The following is a 22896-nucleotide window of genomic DNA, read 5'->3' on the forward strand; positions in this document are numbered from 1 at the left end:
CGGCAGTATTCAATTTGCATTCTGAAGCGTTCGGTTTTCCCGGCATAATACAAGAATCACCCGCACTTCTTCAACGGATCCCCGTGTTTTTTATGTCCTTCCCACGTACAGAGAATCATGGATGTTGAGGAGTTTGCCCGGAAAGAGATTGCGTGTGGCAGGAGCGAGGCAGAGGTCGAGGAAGGCCTTGTCAGGATCATCCGCTCGTTCAAGACCGTCAGCCCCGCATATGCATCCGCGTTTGCCCGGGCGATCATCACGGAAGTAAAGAATACCCGGGGGTTGGCCGGCGACTTTTTCACCTTCGAACCGGCCGGCGTCAAAATGGGGGAATTCGGCGTTGGTTCGCGGGGGAAGGGCGATTTTTTTGCCCACCGCCAGATTGCCCGCATCATCGGCACAGGCCCGGCCGAGGTCGGGGTCGACCAGATGGATGACGGCGGGGCTGTCAGGGCCGGCGGGGAATTCATTGTCTGTACCGTGGACGGTATGCACTCGCGGCTCTCGGATTTCCCGTTCCTTGCCGGGTTCCATGTGACCCGCGCCACGCTCCGTGATGCCATGGTCATGGGCGCCCGGCCGGTCATGCTCTTCTCCGATATCCACGTGGCAGATGACGGGGACGTTGCAAAGATCTTCGATTATACGGCCGGCATCACGACCGTGAGCGAAGCGATGAATGTCCCGCTCGTCTCGGGCTCGACGCTGCGCATCGGAGGCGACATGGTACTAGGCGGCCGGCTCACCGGCTGTGTCGGCTGTGTCGGGGTAACGGAGCACCTCACGGCCCGGAAGTCCACGCAGCCGGGAGACGTGTTCCTGATGACCGAGGGTGCCGGCGGCGGGACGATCGCGACGGCAGGGATCTACTCCGGATATCCGGATGTCGTGGAACACACCATCAACCTCAATTTCCTTACTACCTGCCAGACTCTGATGAAGAGCCCGGTCTTTCAAGAGATCCATGCCATGACTGATGTCACCAACGGCGGGCTCCGCGGCGATATCTCCGAGATGGCCGAGACCGCCCAATGCCGTATCGTCATCGACGACACCAATGTTGCAGACCTTGTCGAACCCCATGTACGGGCAATGCTCGAAGCCCTCCGCATCGATTACCTGGGTGTATCGCTCGATGCTCTCCTGGTCGTCGCCCCTCCGGAAGCAGCCAAGGAGATCTGCAGGGTCGTGCGGTCGGCTGGTGTGAGGATCGAGGAGATCGGCCGGGCCGAGGAAGGAAAGCCTGAGGCCGTGCTGGTATCGGGCGGGAAGGAGCAGGATTTCACTCCGCGGTTCCGCGAATCGGCATACACGCCGGTCAAGAAGGTTGTTGACACTGATGCCCGGAACTTTGACGAGATGAAAGAGCAGGTGATGAGGGCATCGGAAGCCGCAATCAGGAAGAAAGAGCGGGTGCTTGCACGGCTGAAGGGGAAAAACAGATCAGCGCGGACCTGAAAAAACTGTGATCTGTTTTAATCCTCAGTTTTCTTTGCGCTGACGAAGATATTATACGCGAGCTGGGGGACTTTCTTCTCCACGAACGGCTCGACTTTCGTGGCAAGAGTGAAGATCGGATCGATCATGTCGATGTGCGCAAACGAACACCATTTCACGTTCACGTCAGAGAACCCGGCATTGTCAAACAGGCTGTACATCTCCTTCTCATTGTAGTAGTGTTCCCCGAAGTCTTTCATGACGACATGTTTGATTTTGATCTTCTCACCGATCTTGTAGAGCGACGGGATCCCGCGAGTGATCAGTTTTTTGCCAAGGGTCAGGAGCGCGACAGATCCTCCCGGCTCGAGAACGCGATGGACCTCTGCGAGCATGGCAACGGGATCCCTGACATAGCTGAAGACAAGGACGCTCGACACGGCGTTGAATGACGAATCGGAGAACGGCAGCTTCTCGCCGGTTCCGACAAGAAACTCGCAGTCAGGGCAGCGGCGGCGGGCCTTTGCAACCATCCCTTCGCTGATATCAAGGCCGGTGCCGGTCCCGCCGTTTTTGATATACTTCTCGACAAACAGGCCCGTCCCGCACCCGATATCGAGCAGGTTGCCGCCTTCCGGCAGGGCTTTCATGAGGTGGTTGCTCAGGTGGGTGTGGTACGTTTTCCCCCGGTGGTGATCGTAATGCGAATCGTAGGTGTCAGCGACGGTGTCATAGTGCTTGCGGATCTTGTCTGTTTTTGTACCGCTCATATGAAGACCTCACGGGTGCCGGTGGCAAATGCCCCGGCCTGGATATATTCATTGTTGGCATGCAGCATCCGGTATTCTGCATCGGCGAGGGCGACAGCCAGCGCCGGGTGGTTGTACTCGCGCCGGATGATGGTCCGGATCTCATACAGCACCTCGCTGCCGGAGAGGCCGTAATCGATCATGAGGGATTCCATCCGGCGGATTGCTCCCAGAATGTCCCCTGCCCTGAGTGCCGCGAGGACTGCCGAGGCGATCGCCTGGTTCTCTGACGCAGTATGGGCAAGCAGGTCCTCGCAGCGGCCGGACTGCATCGCCGCCTGGAGGAGCAGAATCGCACGCCGCAGGTCGCCGCCGGCAGCCTGGACGATGAGATCGAGATCGTCGTCAGTGCAGGGCGGGGAACCGGCGGTCTCCTTTTCCCGGATAGCCGCCAGGTGGCGGGCGATGAGGTCGTTGTGCACCGGGGCAAAAAAGAGGGGGAGGCAGCGGGAGCTGATAGCGGGGATGATTGCGCTCTGGTTTGTTGTCGTGAAGATGAACCGGCAGGTGTTACTCGTCCGCTCCATGATACGGCGAAGCGCCTGCTGGGCGTCGCGGGTGAGCGCATGGGCATCTTCAAAGACCATCAGTTTGTATTCGGCGTCCAGCGGCCGGAGCGATGCATACCATTTGAGAATGTACTTGAAGTTTGCGATAAGCGTCAGGTTCTTCTGGTACAGGTGAGAGTACCGGTCATCCTTTTCAAGGAAGGATTTTCCCTGGGAAAAGAGGTCTGATACCGGGAAAACGGATGTGTTCAGCTCCGCGTTCCCGCCATACAGTGCACGGGAGAGGCACAGGACTGCGGTGCTCTTACCCGTCCCGTGCGGGCCGGAGAGGATGAGGTGGGGGAGTGTCTTTGAGGAAGCAAACGAGGACAGGTGCCGGACAACCGGTTCCTGGCCAAGGATCTCAGTAAAGGTGTTCGGGCGGTAGGTTTCAGTCCAGAGCACGGGATAACCTCCCAGTCATCTCACGTATTGCTTCTGACAAAAGATAATGGTTGTCCAGCGACTGCAGGAGGCGTCCGCGTTCTTCTCCGGTAAGATCCCGGCAGGCACGGGTGATGTTCGGGAGCGCGCGGGTCAGCTCGTCAACAACGGTCACGGTTGCCGCGCGGGCAGTCCTCGACAAGGGGTTGAGATCAATCGCAAGAACGGTCTTTCCCATCTTCACCAGCGCCTCGCACCGGTCCCCGTCCTCGAGCGGTACGAGGACAACATCTGCCGAGAACATTCCTTCGCGCCGGCACCATGCCCGGTCATGCGAGAGGGGAAGCAGCCGCTCTGCCGGCCCCGAGAAGACATCGGCCCCGGCGTCACGGAGAAGGTTCTCGATACGGCGCACCCGCTCCTCGGTCCGGTGGAAGAGGTTTACTTCAACGATCGCGCCGCTCGCTTCCTGGAGATCGGCAATCCCGCGCGCAGCGAGCGCTGCCGCATTCCCGTTCACCGAGATGACCGGGTGTCGTGCAGTCATCAGGAATGCCGCCGCAGTCCGTTCGGCAATGAGGGCGCTTGCCGTTGTCCTCTCGCCAAGGAAATAGTCGAACGCCTCTCCCCTGCCATGGGCGGTGAGGCCCTCCATCGAAACGATCCCGTTTTTCACGCTCTCTGCAAGGTGCTCGCGGGTCACGAGCGAGCGATACCGGGGATGGTCGGGCGGTATCATGGCCCTTCTCCCGTTATCCGTGCGCCCTCGTTCGCGACGCTGAATGTATACACCCGCCCGTGGGCGGCGAGGATTTCCCGTGCGTTCTTCCCGTACGCGAACACGCCGTTGCCCAGCATGGTCATGCTGGCAGGGATGCGGCTTTCTGTACATTCCCGGATCACAACACGGGCTTCCGGTGTCAGGAGCCCGCTCTGCTCCGCGAACCGGAGGGACAACCGGAAGAAATCCGCGGCATCATACGGGCGGGTCGGGGGAAATGCAGCGGCAACGCGTTCCATCTGTTCCTGCGAGCCGAGGACGGACGGGGTGGAGATCGGGCCGAACGATACGGCACAGAGTGGTCCGGGGAGATCAAAGAACCGTGAGATAGACCCGTCGATGCCCGGCCCGTCCCGGACCACCCGGCCTCCGGCCTGGCAGGCAGCGACATCGCCAAGGCCGGTCCGGTGGATTACTTCCGCTTCGTGGGCGAGCCGGGCGATATCATGGGGAGTCAGCCCGAGGTTGCATGCCCTGTTTGCTGCCGTGATCGTTGCCAGCAGCGCTGCCGCCGACAGGCCGAATCCCGCACCGATCGGGAGCGTGCATCCGGTTGTTACTTCAACCGTGACGCCGAGTTTCTCAAGGACATATTCGAGCGGCGGCGAGGAGGTGGAATACTTCACACGGTTTCCGGATCCATCGGTCCGGTTCACGATGACTGATGTGGAATCCGCCTGCGTTACTGAAGCAGTGACTCCTTCGCTGATTACGATGCCGGCGCCGATACTTCCCGTAGCAGCGGGTGTCGCTCCGCCGATGCGCCTGAAATACCCGGAAATATGCCCGGGGCAGAATGCAGTAACCGTCCTCGAGTTCATGGGAAGCCGTGATATCTGTGTTGTTAGGTATTGCCTGCACTGGCATTAAGAAATTCGGCCCATGAAAATCACGCTCAAAGAAAAACGACGGGGCCTGATACCCCCAAACCCCCTTTAGGATAGTTGCCGCCGCCCCCGCGGGAGCGCTCCCGCGGCTGCTTTCAATTACCTTTCCGGTAATCTGCTCTGGCCCCGTCGTGCCTCGGAGAGGCCATGAGGCGGGGAGCCTTCATAATAATTCAGATTTCATATGATTTTCATCATTCTGGTATGAACTTCTGTTCATGTTCGTTTCTCCAGAGTAAAAATTCAGGACCGATCGGATGCCCGTGACAGCATTCCGCAGCGTCTCCCGCCAGTGAACATACCTGCCTGAAGTGGTAAAGGAAAGTTGAGTCCCGTCGACAGTTCTTCGCAGGGAACCTTCGGGCTCTACAGAACGCCGCCGTGCTCCCTGTCCTGCTGGAGATCGCGGAGGATGCGCCGGATGTGGCCGATATTGATGGTCCGTGTTGTCAGGATGCAGAGATGGTTCTCACGATACGGTGCGATGATGACATTTCCCTCCGGGATCTGGAGCGTCATGTGGACAAACGAACCCCAGTCCAGGTGCGGCGTGATCTTCCTGGTGGTCGCAAGCATCGTGCGCGCAATTTTCAGGAGAGGCTCGATCTCGACGTCCCCCATGAGAAGGATATTCCGATCTTCGTTGAATACTGAAATGGCAACGATTCCATTGAGTTTCTTGATCTGACCGATGATCCTGATATCCGGGTCCTCAAGGATGGCCGGCTGCGGAACGAAGACCCGATCCTTTGCGGCGGTCACAGGTTTTACCGGGACCGCTGCTGCGGGTTTTACCGGAATAGCAGCGGCCGGCATGACGGGCACGGCAGCTTCCGGTTTTGCGGGTGCGGGAGATGCCGGCCTCACGATCATGGCAGGTTCCGGCTGGACCGGGGCAGCTGCTGCCGGCATTGCAGGTTTTGCCGATCCGGTCATAGCGGATCGTTCCGGAGCGGAATACTCCGGCTGTGCAGGTGTGGCAGGTTCCGGCTGCGGGGGGGTATATGAGACCTGCTTGACCGGTGCCGCAGCCATAGGGGACTCCCCTGGAGGCTCCGTACGCATTGGCCGCGACGCCGGTTGCACGAGCCGGTGGATTGCAGACGCATCCCCCACTCCAATGGTATCCTCCTCTTCAGCACGGGCCGGTACTGTCACAACCTTCTCTGCTGCACTCCCTTCATCCGCCATCGACTCGTCTATGTTGCAGACCTTCAGGGCCTGGGCAAACTCTTCTGGGGTATATTTGCACAGGTTGAACTCGATGGTGGGGTGGGAATTGAAATAATCCAGGGCCCCGTGTCCATGGAGCTCGATCCGGCCGTGTTTGAAATAATAGACAAGCGGCTTTCCTTTCTTGATCAGGATGAAGCCTTCACCGTCCTGGATGACCACACGGACCACGCCGATGAACCTGATGGTATGGGTAAAGATCCACTGCGGCGGCGCCTGCATCCAGCCAATGCTCTTTCCTTCGGGTAACTTGTCTATCATAACAGGGAAATGATCGCGTCCTGGTTCTTCTTCATCTCGTACGTTATCTGCCCGATATTTGCTGTATTCTTTGCGATGATCACAAGGTAAAACTCTTCCATTACCGGTCCGAGGATGAGGAACGATTCAGAGAACTCCACAAAGACCATGGAGAGAGGTGCGTTCCCGAACTGGGTTGCGGTTTTCCGGGAATCCAGCATGATCGTCGCAATGGCATCCTGGAGATCCTGCCTGATCGTGATCCCGGACTTCATGCTCTCTATGATCTCCCCGTTCTCCTGGACTACGAGGGCTGCCTGCACGTCATTCAGAATAAGGAATTTGTTCAGGATCTGTTTGAGCATGGGAGTTCCTCTTCTTTCCGGGTCCCTGCATTCATGGTGGTTCCATCGGTTCTGTGGCTCTCTTTTCCGGTATAATATACCGGATCGGCGTTTTTTATCCGCAGGAGCGGTTATTCATTGTCTTCTTTTGACAGGGTATCCAGGATCCGGTAGGTGTTGATCATGCGGTTGAACGCGGTCTGGAGCTCCCCGATCTCATCGTTGCTGAGCAGCTCGATCTCGGGATCCTTGAGCTCGCCGGTACTCATGCTGGTGGCGATCTTCGAGAGTTTTACGATCGGGTTCGTGATGCTGCTTGCAAGGAAGAAACTCCACATCACGACAACCGAGAGGGTGATGAGCGTGATGATGAAGATGCTGTTTGTCAGGCCGATATTGCTGATGATGCTGTTCTGGTCGCCCATCATGACAATACCCAGCAGGATCATGGGTATGGTCGCGACAAAGAGCATGCTCACCATCAGCTTGTAAAAGATGGGAATCGGGATACTGAATCCCCCGGGCGCAGGTTTGGGATCCGATTTTTTCATGGCGGTCATACATCAGTATATACTTAAACTCCATATAAAAATATCCAAAAAACCAATCCGGAACCTGCCAATACGAGTGCTATTATAAAAAAAAAGGGTGCCGGTGACTGCAATCGCGCAGAGCAGCCACATGCAGGGGTATTTATATCAGATTCGGTAAATCCTTCCAGAATTCGTGGGCGATCGCGTCCTTCGATCCCTTCAATGTCGTCTTTTTCCTTCCTGCAAGGAGGACATACTCACCGTCCCTGCTGCCCATGGTCGCGGGTGTGTTCGTCAGGACTGCTGTTACGCCCTTCCGGAGCATTGCCCGTGCCTGCACTTCCGTATCCGTTCCGATCTTGAACGCGACGGTCACCGGCGCAAAGTCGCGGATGACTTCATCCAGAAGTTTCGGCAGAGGAGAAAGTTCGAGGGAAGTCTTCTTCCCGCTGGGTATCTTTCCCGGATACTTTTTTGGTGCAAAATCGGAGATGGCTGCAGCGCTGATGTAGATATCGGCTCCATCCTTTGAAAAACAACGACGAACTGCCTTGCGCATATCCGCAGCCGATTCCGCGAATATGTTTGTGATGCACGGGAAGGTATCACGATGGACAACGGTAACTTCGGCGCCCAGCCGGAACGCCTCGAGAGCAAGTGCCCGCCCTATCAGGCCGGTTGACCGGGTTGTCAGTACCCGTACGTCATCCACGGGTTCGCGGCATGGACCGCTCGTGATGATCACCCGTTTCCCTTTCAGGGCCGTGCCAAGGATCATCCGCTCGCACCAGAGCACGATCGTTTCGTTGTCCGCGATCTTTGCCTTTCCCTCTTCGATCCGTGGGTCGACAACTCCGACACCCCATGCACGGAGGCATTCCAGGTTGCCGCGGACCGCGGGGTGGCGGTACATGCTGTGGTGCATTGCCGGGACGACCAGGACCGGCATTCCGCTCCCGAGCGCTGTTGTTGCAAAGGTCGTAACAGGGGTATCGTCGATGCCGCAGGCAATCTTGCTGATGGTGTTTGCCGTGCAGGGGGCGATGAGGAGCAGGTCAGCGGATCCCCCGTCACCGCAGTACGTCACATGCTCAACCATACCGGAGATGCGGGTGATGGCAGGCCTCCCGCTGGCATAGGTCAGGGAATCCGGCGAGATTATGCCGGCTGCCGCTTCGCTCATCACAACCTGGACCGTTGCGCCGCACCGCCGCAGGGAGTGGATCAGCCTGACGATCTCGACCGCAGCGATGCTTCCCGTGACGCCGACAACGATTTGTTTCCCGGCAAGGGTCTGAACATCTGTCATGCGAGATACACATCCTGGACCATATGCCATGCATGCGGCCGGTATTTCTTAACCTTATGTACATGGATGGTGGCAGAAAAACCTGCGCCCTCCACGTATTGCCTGATCTTCTCATCCGCCGGCCCGATACTGTGGACATGAATGATGCTTCCCGGTGCTGCATGCTGCAGGGCATCCGGAAGCATGGACACGGCGTCGAAGTGTCCCATGACGATACGGTCGTAGATGCCGGACAGCAGAGTGCGGGAATCCCCAAGAGCAGGGATTATCCGGCCGGTAAGGTCGTTCGCACGGATGGATTTGTTCAGGTATTCAAAAGCAGCGGGATTGATCTCCATGGCATGGACAGATGCTCCTGCACCGGCAAGCGGGATGGAGAAGTACCCGATACCGGCGAACATGTCTGCAACCCGTTCGGTACGGGAATTCTTCCGGACCATCCGGGCAATCCGGGCCTTCTCTTCCCGGTTACCCATCGAGAACATCACTTTCTCCGGATCAAGGATGAACACGTATCCCCCTTCCCTGTGGCAGACCTCGCCGCCCTTCCCCCAGACCAGTCGTGTCTCGGGCGTCCGCGTGATATCGTTCAGGGACCGTATCCACAGGACCCCCCGGGGATGACGGAAACCGGTGATTGCGCTGATATCGTCCGCGGTTGGTTCCCTGCCATGGAGAACGGCGATGTCGCCGACCATGTAATACCCCCGCCCGCGGTACCGGGCCCGTTCGGGGATCTCGCGGTCACAGGGTTCACCGTCGATGACGGGGACCCAGAGGATATCGCCCTCGCGGAACGGGTCCCGTGTACGGTCAACCCAGCCGGCATCATGGAGTCTGCCGGTATTTTCCGGTCGTACTGCCCGTACCCGCATATCCTACCTGACAAAGATTATCTGGTCATCGTCCCGCAGGATGCGGATGGAGTCTCCAGCTTTCATCGTGGTCCACTTCAATTGCGGGTATTCGCGGGTGCGGTTCGTTGCCGGGTCGAGTATCCCCATGTTCTTCCCGTCTGCAAAGACGATAAGCGCCGGTTCAGCATTCCGCGAGTTGCCGATAAGCTTAGCGATATCGTCCATCCGGATCGAGCGGGCCGTGCCGTCCGTCAGATCGATAACCTGGAGATGGCGGGACTCAACAGACTGTACCTCGAAGTACCGTTTCCCGGCCCTGACAACGTCGTTCTTCTGGTAGCGGGGGAGCCGGACGGAATAGGTGATCCGGAAGAGCTGCCTGCCGTTCTTTTCGCCGACAAGTTTCGGGTGGGTGGTGTACCTCCCCCCGAGGCGTGCGACAATCCCCTGCGCGATCAGCAGGCCGATATGCTGGGACCCGATGACGATATCGAGACCGTCGTGGATCTCGTTCATGTCTGCAATAAAGGAGAGGCGCTCACCCCCGGCCTGCAGCGTGTCCTCGATCTGCTGGGCAACGGATGCAGCGATATGTATCTCGTATGTGCTGGGGCTGCGGCCTTCTGCCCTGATCTGCACGACACCCTCGTGGTAGCTGCCGCTGATGCGGTTACACCGGTCGCACTGCTCCTTTTGCCAGCGGATCTCAACGGTGCAGGTTCCTTCGACGGGCTTGTTGTACAGGATTCCACGGATGATGAGTGAAGCCCGCGAACGGTTCGGTGAAATGTCCCGGACCGATACTTCGATGACGGGTTTTTTCACGTCCTTGTGGAAATGCACCGCAGATCTCGCCACTTCGGGTGCGAGATCCTCCCGTTCCGCTGCCGAGTCCGTCCAGGTGTTCACAACCTTAATCGCACCGCAGCTGGGGCAGTTGGTACTCGCGACACGGCTGTCACAGGTGAACCACGGAGTGCTGCCGATCCTGCACTGGCTGCAGAGGCCTCCGCTCTCCGACAGTTTGCCGCATTTCGGGCAGAAACCGCCCCTGATATCCCTTTTCATAACCGGTAGATCTGGGCGTGGGGGACTTTTCCGATCATCATGCAGCCGGATTTCGTGATCAGGCCCATGCCGATTGCAACAGCAACCGAGCGTTCTCCGATGAGGTTGATATTGCCGGCTTTCTTCAATGCTTCCCTGACTTCGTCCTCCGTTGCAGGGGTAGTGCCATAAAAGGTGTCGGTGATGGTGAGCGATAGCATGTCATGGCGGATCGTTGTATTCAGCAGTTCACGGTCACAGACAGCAACTACGTCACCCATCTCCCGCGAGCGGTGGATCTTCATCAACATTGTGTACGCATTGGCGGGTGTGGATAAAAAAGGTGAGTTTGCCGGAAAGAATTCCCAGATTGGTTGAAAAAAAATTGTTCGCCTAATTCAAGGAATTGAGGGATTTCATATTCAGAGATTCAAAGAGCATTATTATCAGTATTATGATGGGGGCTGATGCCCCCATACCCCCGGTTGTGATAAACGGACGCCGCCCCCCCGCGGGGACCTCAATTACTGTACATAATCTTTGGAAGCAATCTGTATGTTCTTTTAGTGATGTTCCCGTTCTGCCATTATAGCGCTTTGGTTTCGATAATACATATTGTCTGTATACCTCAATGAAGGGCTGTAAAGGTAATGCAGAGAAATCGCAATGCGCCCCCGCCCCCTGCGGGGGCAGGGCTGGCGCAAGGGGGATTATATTTTTCACAGTTGGTGGGATTTTCGTTGTAATTTTCAGTTTTTATAGAAAAACTGTTCCCTTACTTCAGCTCCACGGTCACCCCATACACCCTCTCAACGGTATCCTTGTGGATAAAGTAACAGTCTTCGATAGTCATGACTCCGGCAGCGACAAGCCGGCCCGTATACTTCGGAACCGATTTCGGGCCGGTGACCGCACCGGGCCGGGAGTTCTCGTCCATGTAATCGCTCTCCATGGTGAAACGCCGGCGTTCACGTACCATCTGCGGGACGGCATCGTGTTTCGCGATAAGCGACGGGTGCAGGGGTGTGTCGGGGGATGCGTAATGCTTCACAACCCGCTCAACCGGCATCCGCGCTGCCGCAGCCATCGTTACGACATCGTCGCACGGGCCGCTCTCGGCATGGATCTGCAGGGCGCAGCCGCATTCAGCGGACAGCCGGAGCGCGTGGGAAAGGACATCGTTCGATGCATCAAGCATTTCCGGGCTCACATCATAGTGGGGCCGGCCGCTCTTGAGCGCAACCGCTTTCCCTTCGCGTACATAGCTGGCAGCGCAGTCGAGCCCGGCCATCATCAAGCCTGCTGCCTCGTCAACAGGCATCCGTTCCGCCAGCCGGTTCATCTCCGCAGGGTGCACTCCCAGGACTGTAAAGACTGTCAGGCCGGTACTGCGGATCATCTCCGCAATACGGAGCGTCTCGTCAAAGACCTCCCCGTAATCTGTGCCGGCCGATACATCCACACCCAGCGTCCATGACGGCAGGGATACAAGGAACAGGTGCGTCCCCCCTGCGCGGAGGAAATCCTTTGCAGCCTCCAGTCCCCGTCCGCCCCTTGGGTTGAAATGGATGTGGTCGTCAGTGACGGGATATTCCGGGGATTTCATTGCATTCCACAACCTGCATGAACGGGTATCCCTTGTCAGGGGCAAGGCGGGCCCGGCAATAGGAGAATCCCACGCGGGTGACGATCTCGACATCGAACATCAGGCCGGAGAGCTCGCTGTACCCGAACCGGTTTTCCGCCATGAGGCTGCGGTCAAGCCTCACAGATATCTCTTCGACGAATGGCTGAAGGATTACGGCTTTCTCGATCGCAGCCTCAACGCTTGCGGCCGATTCCTTCGAAACGGGTGTGCCAACCCACTGGTGGTAGAGCGCGCCGAGTTTGATTCCCGCCTCGAAGACTGCCTGTTCACAATCGTTTTTCATGGTATTCCTCATATGAGCTGGATGATACCGTTTTTGGGCTCCATAGCCTCTCCATGGCGAAGGAGCATATCGATCCCTTCCTTCACCTTCTCCCGCGGGAAGCCCTTGGCGCTGACGGCGTCGATCACCTGATCGATGGCGGCACGCCTGCCCTCGCCACCGATATCGCGGATGGCATCCTTGATGACCCGGACGATATCCCGCTTCTCCTTCGATATTCCCGTCACGACCTTGTCGATATCAAAGGTTCCCGTCCGCGCATCGTATGCGATCTGGCGCAGGCAGGCGTCCACAATGTGGATGACTCGCTCGGCATCGGTCTGCTCGATAGTGTCCGAAAGGCGGATTCGGGCGCTTGCTTCCGCAAGCCGGACGAGCGCTTCCAGCTGGCGGGCGGTTACGGGCACTGGCTTGTTGGGTTCTGCAATACCCCTGAGTTTAAGGTAATAGTTCACGAGCGCTTCCTTTGCTTCGGCAGAGAGCATCGGATAACAGGACCGTTTCGAGTACGCAACGTATTTCCGGAAGAGGGACGGGTCGATGTCCGGCATGACAGGCTTGAGCTGTTCGAGAATATACTCATCGGTAACGCCGGGGATGGGGGTTTTCTTGTGCTGGGCGATGAGTTCCCCCGTACTGTGCGCCTTGAGGATGTGCTCAGCAATGGCAAGGTCACGTTTCTGTTCCGGCTGGTCGGTCATGATAAAGATGAGGTCAAACCGGGAGAGGAGCGATGGCGGCATGTTGATCTGGTCGGAGATGTCGCCGAACATGTCGAATCTCCCGTATTTGGGGTTTGCCGCACCGAGCAGGGCGCACCGGGATTTGAGGGTTGCCGTGATGCCGGCTTTTGCAACGCTGATGGACTGCTGCTCCATTGCCTCGTGCAGCGCGGAGCGGTCCCCCTTCTCCATTTTATCCATCTCATCGACTGCCGCAACACCCATATCTGCGAGCACCAGTGCCCCGGCCTCGAGGGTCCACCGGCCTTCGCCGAACTCGTCCTTGACCGCGGTTGCCGTCAGGCCGGCAGCGGTGGAGGACTGGCCGCTCGTATAGATCGCCCGTGGTGAGAGCTTGACGACATACCGCAGCAGCTGGCTTTTTGCAATGCCCGGGTCGCCAATAAGGAGCACGTGGATATCTCCGCGGAGCCGGCTCCCGTCCGGCATCTCCTTGGCTATCCCCCCGAAGAGCTGGAGGGCGATCGCCTGCTTCACGTCCTCGCTCCCGTAGATCGTGGGAGCAACAGAGTGGGTGATCATCCGGTAGATCATCGGGTCTTTGCTCAGCCTCCGGATCTCGTCCTCCGCTTTCTCGTCAATTTCGACCTCCTCAAACTCTTTCTCCGCGACCTCGATGGAGTTGCATTCGAGAAAGATGTCGAAGACCGTGCTCTTCTCCCCCTTGACAATCCTCTGCATCGACCGGAGGATCCCGTTGATGATGATCCGGTCGCCCGGGGAGACCTTCCCGGAGAGGTCGTCGGTGACATCCACGTCGAGCGTCTGCGGCTGCTCGCCCCCGCGCAGGCCTTCCGGCGATTCCTGGATCCTGAGCTTCTGCGAATCGACGAACTTGGAGCGCTTGGGCATCAGCTCGAGCTTCTTGAAGGTGCAGCCGTCCGTTGCACACCCGTCGGGCTCGATGAACTTCCCGTACTTCTGTTCCTTGTACGTGAAATGGCCCGCCGGGCACCGGAACGCTGCCATGACCACCCGCGGCCGGACCTCCGTCGTCTTCCGGAGGATCCCTTCGACCGACATGAACTTGTTGATATCCTCGGAGCGGATATCGCGGATCAGGGTCTTTTTGGGAAGGTTGACGAACCGGATATTGACGCCGCCCTTTGGCAGCTCCTTCCCGTCCTTGGTCCGGATGAGCTGGTCGCCGGTGATCGCTGCCTCGACATCTTCGAGTACCGACCCGGGATTGTCGAGCAGCTGGTCCGCAAGGGCGATGCCCGCTTTCCCGAACTTTTCGATCTCCCGGTAGTCGATGTACAGGGAACGCCGGTGAGGATACTCGCGGGAGATCTCCAGCAGTTCCTTCTTGTAGCGTGACTTGAGGAGCCGGCTCCAGTCTGCCGCCCGGTCCGTTTCCTTGAGACCCCGCTCCTGCGCCATGGTCAGCTCTCACGCTTTTCCGAGGACACGACAAATCGGGCGATCATGGCTTCGAGCTGGATATCGCTGTTGGCTCCTTCCGAAAGGCGGAAGTCGGCCTCGCCAAGATGATCGATGAGCCGGACCTTGAGCTTCCGGTCGATGTCCATGGAAAGGATCGTCCGGTAGCACTGGTTGATCAGCTCGTTGGGGGCAATGCCCCGCTCGTGCAGGAGATGGGCAAGCAGGGATTCGGCACCATCGAAATCGCCCCTGAGCGACCGGGAGAGGAGGTCATTGATCTCATCCGGCCGTGCAGTCGAGGTGATAGCGTAGATCATCTTCTCGTCAATCGTACTCCGGATGATCGCGGCTCCCTGCAGGGCATTGATTGCCTTGCGCATGTCTCCCTGTGCAATATAGACAATCGCGTCCATTGCCGCGTCTGAGACGGTCAGCTTCTCGTGGGCTGCGATCCGCCGGATCTCTTCCTTTACGGCATCGGCGCCCAGCGGCTTGAACCGGTAAATTGCGCACCTGCTCTGGATGGGATCGATGATCTTGGAGGAATAATTGCAGGAAAGGATGAACCGGCAGGTCTGGGCATAGCTCTCCATGGTCCTGCGGAGTGCAGCCTGCGCATCGGTTGTCAGGGCATCCGCCTCGTCGAGGAAGAGGATCTTGAAACTGGCGGTGCCGAGTGGTTTTGTCCGCGAGAACTCCTTGATCTGGTTGCGGACAACATCGATCCCCCGTTCATCCGAGGCGTTCATCTCACGGAAGTTCACCTGCCAGGAGTCTTTGAAAAATTCCTTTGCCAGCGTCACGGCAGCCGTCGTCTTCCCGACACCCGCACTGCCCGTGAACAGGAGGTGAGGGAGGCTGCCGCTTTTGACATAGGATGACAACCGCTCAACTATCTCGTCCTGCCCGACTATATCCTTCAGCACGGCAGGCCGGTATTTCTCGATCCAGATCGTGTGGCTATCATCCATCGTCATCACTCCTGCATAAACGGAACCGCGGGTCTTACCAGCCGGGCACGCCGGATGAAAAATTCCGTGCCGGCCGGACCTGCTGCAGTACTACTTTTGGGCCGTATGATCTTTTAATGAATGTCATAATCTTTATCATAAGTGTTTTGAAATTACTTTTCATGCATGGAAAACTTTTTTTTATCCTGTTTGCTGTCATCGTGGTGGTCACAGCCCCGGTTGCCGGCAGCCTGACAAAGATAGCGGCCGGCGCTCCTGTGTATATCGGCGAGCAGAACCTGAATATTGCAGCCGGGCTCCAGGGATGCCGTGCTATCGAATGGTACGAGCCGGGGGCCGACCTGACGGGGCCAGCCCAGAAGAACGTTGTCATCATCAAAACCCTTGAAGATTCCAACATCGCCTTCAGGTACACGATCGATCCGGCAATCTATAACGGATACGAAGGGAACTGGTACTGTGCGGGCTGGCGGCCGCTCCGCCCGGTCTTCGAGGTACGGAAGCCGAATCTGACGGTGCGGTTCTGGGATCTTGACAGGGACGAGGATGTCACCGGCAAAACAGTGCCCCAGACTGCCAATATCACCTTCCGGATCGATACCAATCTTGACAAGGCCCTCCAGTACAAGTATCGCCCCGAGATGACCCCTCTCGACTCGTTTTATACGCTGAGCCTGATGGATCCCTCAAACAAGGTTCTCACCACGATTTATACCGGCAGCACCGGGAAGGCTGGTGCCCATGGTATCCTTATCGAAAAGAATCCCCTGATCACCACGACCCCGTATTTCTGGAAGGACGGAAGTTCATGGGACCGGACCTCCCGTGATGCACAGGGTGACGCCATGTACCGTCCCGGATCGTACTCGGTTTTAATAAAACAGAATCTCAACAACATGGAGGCGATGTATTCCGGCCTGTATCCGGATGAGCGGGCCGGCCTTCTGGAATCAACGGCTTCGGTGACATTCACCCGGCCCGAATCTACTGCGGTCCCAACAACCGTGGCCATGGAAAAGACTCCCACAAAGACTGTCGTGGCAACCACATCGGAAACACCCGCGTCCTCACCGGCATCATCAGAAACGACAGCAGAGGGAACAACGGCCCCGGTGAAGACAACCTATGCCCCGTTTCCTCCATGGATTGTCGCTGCCGCGCTTGGACTGGCATGCGCCTGCGCTGCCCGCAACCGCCGGTAATTATCTTTTTTCCGCATGTTCCTGCTCTGGAGAATCCTTCCCGCAACACACTCATTGGAATTTCGAGTGTGACCCTCTGTCCCGGTGGGGAAGGCAGCCTGATGGGAGCAAATCCCCTTGAACCTGTGAGAAGTCATCAGACCACGAGCAGGAGAAGGGAGGCTTCAGCCGACCTTCAACTCCGGTTTCGATCAGTGCATTCGATCCCTCTATACGGCCATGCTCCACGGGGCGAGTGTCGACAGACCCCGAGCACCTGTCGTCCCAATCCGAAAGTATCCCTTGCAGGTTTTCTCCAGGGTCGGTTTTCCCACCAATTTATAGCGGAACCCTCCCAACAATATTCGGAGATCCCCCATGAGAAACCGGATAATCTTTGCCATGCTCCTTTGCATAGTGGTTCCTGGAGCATATGTGTCCGCAGAAAACGCGCAGGAATCCATGAGCGCTGCCGGGGCGCTGTACTCACAGAGCGTCGACCTTGCCAACGAGGGGAAATACCAGGAAGCGCTCGATGCTGCGGACAAGGCCCTTGCAAAGAATGACGCATCGATGACCGGCCTCATCCAGTCAAACCGGGCCGGTATTCTCGTCATGCTCCAGCGGTACGACGAGGCTATTGCTGCTGCCGATGCTGCGATTGGCATCGAGGGCAACCTGACCACGGTCCACTCCATAGCATGGTATAACAAGGGAAATGCCTTCCGCGCGCTCGGAAGAATCCCGGAGGCACAGGAAGCGTATGACCATGCCTACGCACTTGACAGGACACTCGTCCCGCCCGATATGAGTCTTGATGTCACCATTCCGGCCACGGCTGCGACCCCCCTGCCCCGAACCCAGAAATCGCCCCTTTCACCGCTTATTGCTGCCGGTGCATTTGGCCTCTTCTCATGTGCAGCCGCAGTGATACGGCAGAGATAATTTTTTGGAATCTCCACCCATGCATGGCGGAAAAACCGCATCTTTCCCTGTCTTGTCTTCCCGTTCGTGAACGTTTATCCCCGCGGGTTCTCATCCTGCCGGTGGTACTGACTATATCTTGAAGTGGAACCCGGCCAAAGATCTTGTACCATGGAGGGAGCAATCCGTCTCTTTGCCGGTGAGTTCAGCAGCTCGACCCTGACAGTACCGGATGGGGATGACCGGAATGCAGCGTGGGTGGTAACGCCTTCCGGCGGATTCTGCAGGCAGGTGTTCATAGCCGGGGCGCTCGTCGAGGTCCGCGAACAGGGCGGGTTCATTTCCTTCCGGATTGCAGACCCGACCGGGGGATTCGACTGTATCGCCGGGGGGAACAACACACCCCTTGCCGAATCCGTCCGTACGATCCCGCTCCCTTCGTTCGTCTCCGTTTCCGGCCGTGCCCAGCTGTACCGGCGGGATGGGAAACCCGTCGTGACCATACGCCCGGAGCATGTGCAGGTCATCGATCGGCGCACACGCGACCAGTGGGTAATAACGACCGCCCGTGCAACCCTCAGGAGGCTGGAGGCGATGCACGCGGCGCTGAAAGGTAACTGTCCGGATGATCGTATCCGGCAGGCAGTCACCCATTACACCCAGACACCGGAGAAACTGGACGGACTGGCAGGACTGGTTGAGGATGCGCTTGCGAGTGTCCGTCCTGTTGAGGAATCCGCTGCCGCGGCCACCGCTGATCCCCGGGATACAATCATGGAATACCTCAGGACGAAGAGCGGTCCCCGGGGCACGTCTGTCGAGGATATCCTCGGCATGGCCAGGGCGAACGGCATCCCGCAGGAAGCAGCACTTGCCGCTATCGAGTCCCTGATTGTTGACGATGAATGCTATCAGCCCCAGAAGGGTTTTGTCAAACCGTTATGAACCTGGAATTCATCGGTGAGGGCCCGGCGCTTGTCGTCACAGGGGAGGAGCGGCACCTTGTTGTTGCCGATCTCCATTTCGGGATTGAAGCCGATCTCGCCGTGCACGGGCTCCATTTCCGGAGCAGGAGCAGGCCCCGGCTCGAACGGCTGCTGAAGATCATCGACCGGACCGACCCTGACAGCCTTGTCCTGCTGGGCGATATCAAGCACAGCATCCCCTCGCTCACGCGGCAGGAATATTACGAACTGCCCCGCATCCTTGGTACCCTGAGGGACAGGACATCCCTGCACATTTTCCCCGGCAATCATGATATCGGGATAGAACGATATTGCAGCGCGGTCGAGATCTGCCCGAAAGATGGTGCAATCATTGACGGCGTCGGGTATCTCCACGGGCATACGTATCCCTCGCCGTACCTCGGGGGGCACCTTATCATCGCCGGCCACCACCATCCCCTGCTCTCTCTCAACGACGAAGTCGGTTGTTCCCTCCAGTCGCCGGCGTACCTGCGTGCCGGTCTCAATACAGGGGAGCTCGGGCTTCTCGAACCCGATGAGCCGGATCTCCCGACGCGGGTTCTCTTCATGCCATCATTCAACGAGATCGCCGGGTATGATATCCTGCAAATCGTGAGAAACCCCACATCTCCTCTCTCCCGCCATATCCGGCAGGACGATGCCGAGGTCATCCTTGCTGACGGGACATATATCGGCCCGCTGAAATCGGTGATGGACGATGAAAGCAGTTGAAGCGCTGGACCCGAGAGTGCAGGCCTGCATCAGGAAACGCGGTTTCACGGTCCTTTCCGATGCGCAGAAAGAGGCCATCCCGCATATCCTGAATGGAGATCATACCCTCCTGATCGCGCCCACGGGCACCGGCAAGACCGAGAGTGCGATGTTCCCGGTCTTCAACGCGCTCCTTTCCCTGCCGGCCGGGGGCGGTTTCAAAGCTCTCTACATCACCCCGCTGCGCTCGCTGAACCGTGACATCCTCTCCCGGATGCAGTGGTGGTGCAGCGAGCTCGGTCTTACTGTCGGGGTCCGCCATGGCGACACGCCCATGGCCGAGCGGCGCAAGCAGGCGCTCCATGCCCCGGACCTCCTCATCACGACACCGGAAACGGTGCAGGCGCTGTTCATGGGAAAACGGCTCCGGCAGCATCTTGCCGGTGTCCGGTTCGTGATCATTGACGAGATCCACGAGCTTGCCGGCAGCAAGCGCGGTGCCCAGCTCGCGGTTGCTCTTGAACGCCTCCATGTTTACGCCGGGGAGTTCCAGCGGATCGGCCTCTCCGCGACGGTCGGCAACCCGGATGCCATCGCACGGTTCATGTGCGGGAACCGCCCGTTCTCCATTGTCCAGGTTCCGGTTGCCAAGAACCTCCAGATCGAAGTGAAATATGTTGGCGACGATTTCCGGCACCAGACTGAAGTTCTCTCCCGAATGCTGAAACGGGAGGGTTCGACACTGGTGTTTGTCAATACCCGCGTTACTGCTGAAGCGCTGGGCCATGCCCTCTTCGCGGAGGGGGACGTGGAGGTGCACCACGGGTCGCTCTCAAAGGAGGTGCGCATCGATGCCGAGGAGCGGTTCAAGCGGGGTGATATCCATACCCTTATCTGCACGTCCTCGATGGAACTCGGCATCGATATCGGGCGTGTCGATCACGTGATCCAGTTCGGCTCCCCGCGCGAGGTGGCGCGCCTGGTCCAGCGCGTGGGGCGCGCCGGGCACCAGCTGAACACGGTCTCGCGGGGAACGATCCTTGCCACCGGGTTTGACGACCTCCTCGAGTCGCTGGTTATTGCGAACAAGGCAAAGGCCGGCGAGCTCGAGGATGTCGCGACCGAATACAATGCCGCGGATGTTCTTGCAAACCAGGTCGCGGCCATCGCCGTGGAATACGGCGAGATCGAACGCGGGAAGATCCTCGGGATCCTCTCCCGTACATCCCTGTTTGGGGATGCGGGGCCGCTTCTCGAGAATGTCTGCCGGCAGATGGAGGAGCACCGGCTTATCCGCCTTGACGGCAGCAGGATCATCACGACCGCACGCGCACGGCGCTACCTTGCCGGGAACCTCTCGATGATTCATGACGAGCGGAAAGTACCCATCTATGACATGGTCTCCCGCAGGACCGTCGGGACGCTGGACGAATCGTTTGTCGTGGGATGGGTACATACCGGCGTGGTCTTCATCACCAAGGGCCAGCTCTGGCGCGTTCTCGAGATCGCGGACGGCAGGCTTACGGTCGAACCGGCACGCAAGGCGGTCGGCGAACTCCCTTCATGGGAGGGCGAGCAGATCCCGGTCCCGTTCCCGGTTGCACGGGAGGCCGGGCGTATCCGCCGCACACGGCGGTTTGCCGATTATACCAGCGATTCCGCGAATACTGCATATGCCGAATCGTTCCTGTCCGAGATGGACAAAAACCGGTCGCTCGTCCCGACCGACACACTCATCACGCTCGAGAATATCGATGACGGGGTTGTCTGCAATGTCTGTGCCGGCCACAAGGCCAACGAAGCCCTCGGACGGGTCCTCTCGGTCCTCATCTCCGCCCGGTACGGGACCACGGTCGGCCTCGAGCTTGACGCATACCGGTTCCTGCTCCGCCTTCCGTTCGATATCCGGGCAGCGGATGTCAGGGATCTCCTCCTCTCGCTCGATCCTGCACACATGCCCGGCATTATCCGCCTTGCGCTCAAGCGGACCGCCCTCTTCAAGTGGAAACTCGTCCAGATCGCAAAGAAGTTCGGCGCGATCGATCCGGACGCCGACTACGAGAAGATCAGCATCCAGCGCCTGCTCGAGTTCTTCGATAACACCATTGTGCAGCAGGAAGCCTACCGGGAACTCCTGACCGCGTACATGGATATCGGTACTGCCGCATCCATCGTGCAGAAGATACGGGACGGTGAAATCCAGGTTTCTCTCGGCCCGCATTCCCTGATAGGCGCCGGCGGGCTGCTCTCGTCGCGGGACCAGATCCCGCCGCCGACCGCGGACCAGGCGGTTCTTTCAACCCTCAAACGCAGGCTCGACCAGGACGACGTTCTCCTGTGCTGCATGAACTGCCGGGACTGGAAGAGCCACACGGTTGTCTCCCGGGTTCCGGAGCACCCCCAGTGCCCGAAATGCGGGGCGCGCCTGATCGCGGCCCTCAAGCCGTACGAGGAAGAGTCCTGTGCTGTCGTGAAAAAACCCCGGAAGAATGCCGAGGAGCGGGCAGTGGAGCAGCGCCTTCTCCGGAATGCGAACATCGTCCTTTCGAGCGGGAAGAAGGCGGTCATCGCGCTGTCTGCCCGGGGTGTCGGGCCGGAGAACGCATCGCGGATCCTCTCGACCCTGACGGAAGGGGACGCGTTCTACCGCGAGATCCTCAAAGCGGAGCGGACATTCATCCAGACCCACAGGTACTGGACGTGAATTTCCGTGGTCATGCCCGGTTCCCTGTTTTTTCAACACGTGTTATCCTGAGGTATCCGTTTTTTCCCGCAGACCCTGCTGAAAAAATTTCGATCTCGGCAACTGGTTGTTAATAAGGCAGGCGATTGTAGGATAATTATCCTACAATTCGGGTGTACAACCTACAATTTTTTCCCATTCTCCGTCATGGACCTTCCGGCCGATCGATCGGATCGCAATGAAATAATTTCAAACGCGACCTGAGGGTTGATTGAAAATTTTTTTCCGGAGACGGGTTGGTGATGGAAAAACGATCCCGATCAGGTTGAACACTCACTGGAACTGTTAGTTCATCCGGCCTCAGCCTCAGGACCGCTTAGCGGTATGGCGGGCCAGGAGCAGGTTCTGAAAATCGGGCTCTGTGGAAAACCTACTGAGATATCACTTAAAAATTATGATGGAGCCACGGGCGCTCGGGGTCTGTCGACCCTCGCCCCGTGGAGCATTACCTTTTCCGGTATCTAAAAAAATCAATCATGGGTGTCAAGGGGGCTTGCTCCCTTGGGTGGCCTCCCCCTCCGGGGGAGAGATGGGGTCACCTTCACAAATTCCACCAAGCGTTTTATTAAGGATTTCTACAGAGCAGAAAAATGTAATTGAAGCCGTCGCGGGAGCGGGTCGAAAATTCTCTTTGAGAATTTTCACCAGCCAGTCCTTACCGGATGGTCATGGCTGGCTCCCCCGAGGGGACAGCTGAAGGCTGTGGAAAAGATTTTCCTGCGGAAAATCTTCGACTGCGGCGGCACCTGTCCTTGTGGGGGTATGGGGACATCAGCCCCCATCATTGTATCTTCCCATTTCACTTTCACGGGAAATGTTTGTTCAAAAAATGATTACCTCTGTCAGTGTCTGCCATTTTCTGGAGCATCATCGCCGGCGACATAGTTTCTCTGAAGCAGAATGACTCATTTTGGTTTGTCTGAATGTGTTGG

General features: G+C 58.0%; 21 protein-coding genes. 6 read left to right on the plus strand and 15 right to left on the minus strand.

Going from position 1 to position 22896, the window contains the following annotated elements; all coding sequences use genetic code 11:
- Window positions 1-117: 117 nt before the first annotated feature.
- Window positions 118-1458 (plus strand): AIR synthase-related protein, encoded by a 1341-nt coding sequence (locus tag A4E33_RS01085; RefSeq protein WP_292345599.1) that lies wholly within the window; start codon window positions 118-120, stop codon window positions 1456-1458.
- Window positions 1459-1475: 17 nt separating this feature from the next.
- On the opposite strand, the gene A4E33_RS01090 is transcribed toward A4E33_RS01085, so the two are convergent.
- From A4E33_RS01090 to A4E33_RS01160, 15 genes are all read right to left on the minus strand, one after another.
- Entirely contained in the window at window positions 1476-2207 is a 732-nt protein-coding gene (locus tag A4E33_RS01090; protein ID WP_292345602.1) for a class I SAM-dependent methyltransferase, read from the minus strand.
- Window positions 2204-3199, minus strand: coding sequence for an AAA family ATPase (locus tag A4E33_RS01095; protein ID WP_292345603.1), 996 nt, complete (start codon window positions 3197-3199; stop codon window positions 2204-2206). The genes A4E33_RS01090 and A4E33_RS01095 overlap by 4 nt, the downstream gene beginning before the upstream one ends.
- Window positions 3186-3917: a 4-phosphopantoate--beta-alanine ligase gene (locus A4E33_RS01100; RefSeq protein WP_292345604.1), complete on the minus strand. Its 732-nt coding sequence runs from the start codon at window positions 3915-3917 to the stop codon at window positions 3186-3188. Before A4E33_RS01100 ends, A4E33_RS01095 begins: the two co-directional genes overlap by 14 nt.
- Window positions 3914-4780 carry a pantoate kinase gene (locus tag A4E33_RS01105; protein WP_292345605.1) on the minus strand — a complete coding sequence of 289 codons (867 nt, stop codon included), beginning with the start codon at window positions 4778-4780 and terminating at the stop codon, window positions 3914-3916. Before A4E33_RS01105 ends, A4E33_RS01100 begins: the two co-directional genes overlap by 4 nt.
- A 432-nt stretch (window positions 4781-5212) precedes the next feature.
- Entirely contained in the window at window positions 5213-6340 is a 1128-nt protein-coding gene (locus tag A4E33_RS01110; protein ID WP_292345607.1) for a hypothetical protein, read from the minus strand.
- Window positions 6337-6684 (minus strand): roadblock/LC7 domain-containing protein, encoded by a 348-nt coding sequence (locus A4E33_RS01115; protein ID WP_292345609.1) that lies wholly within the window; start codon window positions 6682-6684, stop codon window positions 6337-6339. The genes A4E33_RS01110 and A4E33_RS01115 overlap by 4 nt, the downstream gene beginning before the upstream one ends.
- 110 nt (window positions 6685-6794) lie before the next feature.
- Window positions 6795-7223 carry a HAMP domain-containing protein gene (locus tag A4E33_RS01120; protein ID WP_292345611.1) on the minus strand — a complete coding sequence of 143 codons (429 nt, stop codon included), beginning with the start codon at window positions 7221-7223 and terminating at the stop codon, window positions 6795-6797.
- Between the two features lie 133 nt (window positions 7224-7356).
- Window positions 7357-8505, minus strand: a complete 1149-nt coding sequence (gene coaBC / locus A4E33_RS01125; RefSeq protein ID WP_292345612.1) for a bifunctional phosphopantothenoylcysteine decarboxylase/phosphopantothenate--cysteine ligase CoaBC — start codon at window positions 8503-8505, stop codon at window positions 7357-7359.
- Window positions 8502-9380 carry a class I SAM-dependent methyltransferase family protein gene (locus A4E33_RS01130; RefSeq protein WP_292345613.1) on the minus strand — a complete coding sequence of 293 codons (879 nt, stop codon included), beginning with the start codon at window positions 9378-9380 and terminating at the stop codon, window positions 8502-8504. Before A4E33_RS01130 ends, coaBC begins: the two co-directional genes overlap by 4 nt.
- A 3-nt stretch (window positions 9381-9383) precedes the next feature.
- Window positions 9384-10430: a 60S ribosomal export protein NMD3 gene (locus tag A4E33_RS01135; protein ID WP_292345615.1), complete on the minus strand. Its 1047-nt coding sequence runs from the start codon at window positions 10428-10430 to the stop codon at window positions 9384-9386.
- On the minus strand, window positions 10427-10720 hold the full coding sequence (locus tag A4E33_RS01140; RefSeq protein WP_292345617.1) for a DUF424 domain-containing protein: 294 nt from the start codon (window positions 10718-10720) through the stop codon (window positions 10427-10429). Before A4E33_RS01140 ends, A4E33_RS01135 begins: the two co-directional genes overlap by 4 nt.
- Before the next feature lie 464 nt (window positions 10721-11184).
- Window positions 11185-12015 (minus strand): TatD family hydrolase, encoded by an 831-nt coding sequence (locus A4E33_RS01145; RefSeq protein WP_292345619.1) that lies wholly within the window; start codon window positions 12013-12015, stop codon window positions 11185-11187.
- On the minus strand, window positions 11987-12340 hold the full coding sequence (locus A4E33_RS01150) for a dihydroneopterin aldolase family protein (RefSeq protein WP_292345621.1): 354 nt from the start codon (window positions 12338-12340) through the stop codon (window positions 11987-11989). Before A4E33_RS01150 ends, A4E33_RS01145 begins: the two co-directional genes overlap by 29 nt.
- Before the next feature lie 8 nt (window positions 12341-12348).
- Window positions 12349-14466 carry a minichromosome maintenance protein MCM gene (locus A4E33_RS01155; RefSeq protein ID WP_292345623.1) on the minus strand — a complete coding sequence of 706 codons (2118 nt, stop codon included), beginning with the start codon at window positions 14464-14466 and terminating at the stop codon, window positions 12349-12351.
- Window positions 14467-14468: 2 nt separating this feature from the next.
- Complete coding sequence (locus tag A4E33_RS01160; protein ID WP_292345987.1) at window positions 14469-15440, minus strand: replication factor C small subunit; 972 nt, start codon at window positions 15438-15440, stop codon at window positions 14469-14471.
- Between the two features lie 161 nt (window positions 15441-15601).
- On the opposite strand from A4E33_RS01160, the gene A4E33_RS01165 reads away from it, so the two are divergent.
- The 5 genes from A4E33_RS01165 to A4E33_RS01185 all read left to right on the plus strand — a co-directional run bounded on the left by A4E33_RS01165 (window position 15602) and on the right by A4E33_RS01185 (window position 21925).
- On the plus strand, window positions 15602-16642 hold the full coding sequence (locus tag A4E33_RS01165; protein WP_292345626.1) for a DUF3821 domain-containing protein: 1041 nt from the start codon (window positions 15602-15604) through the stop codon (window positions 16640-16642).
- Window positions 16643-17056: 414 nt separating this feature from the next.
- On the plus strand, window positions 17057-17566 hold the full coding sequence (locus tag A4E33_RS01170; RefSeq protein WP_292345629.1) for a tetratricopeptide repeat protein: 510 nt from the start codon (window positions 17057-17059) through the stop codon (window positions 17564-17566).
- A gap of 150 nt (window positions 17567-17716) precedes the next feature.
- Window positions 17717-18490 (plus strand): hypothetical protein, encoded by a 774-nt coding sequence (locus A4E33_RS01175; protein ID WP_292345631.1) that lies wholly within the window; start codon window positions 17717-17719, stop codon window positions 18488-18490.
- Window positions 18487-19242 carry a metallophosphoesterase gene (locus A4E33_RS01180; RefSeq protein ID WP_292345633.1) on the plus strand — a complete coding sequence of 252 codons (756 nt, stop codon included), beginning with the start codon at window positions 18487-18489 and terminating at the stop codon, window positions 19240-19242. Before A4E33_RS01175 ends, A4E33_RS01180 begins: the two co-directional genes overlap by 4 nt.
- A complete protein-coding gene (locus tag A4E33_RS01185) occupies window positions 19229-21925 on the plus strand; it encodes a DEAD/DEAH box helicase (RefSeq protein ID WP_292345635.1) in 2697 nt (898 codons plus the stop codon). The genes A4E33_RS01180 and A4E33_RS01185 overlap by 14 nt, the downstream gene beginning before the upstream one ends.
- The last annotated feature ends 971 nt before the right edge of the window (window positions 21926-22896 follow it).

It is taken from the genome of Methanoregula sp. PtaB.Bin085 (assembly GCF_002067035.1).
Classification (GTDB): Archaea; Halobacteriota; Methanomicrobia; order Methanomicrobiales; family Methanospirillaceae; genus Methanoregula.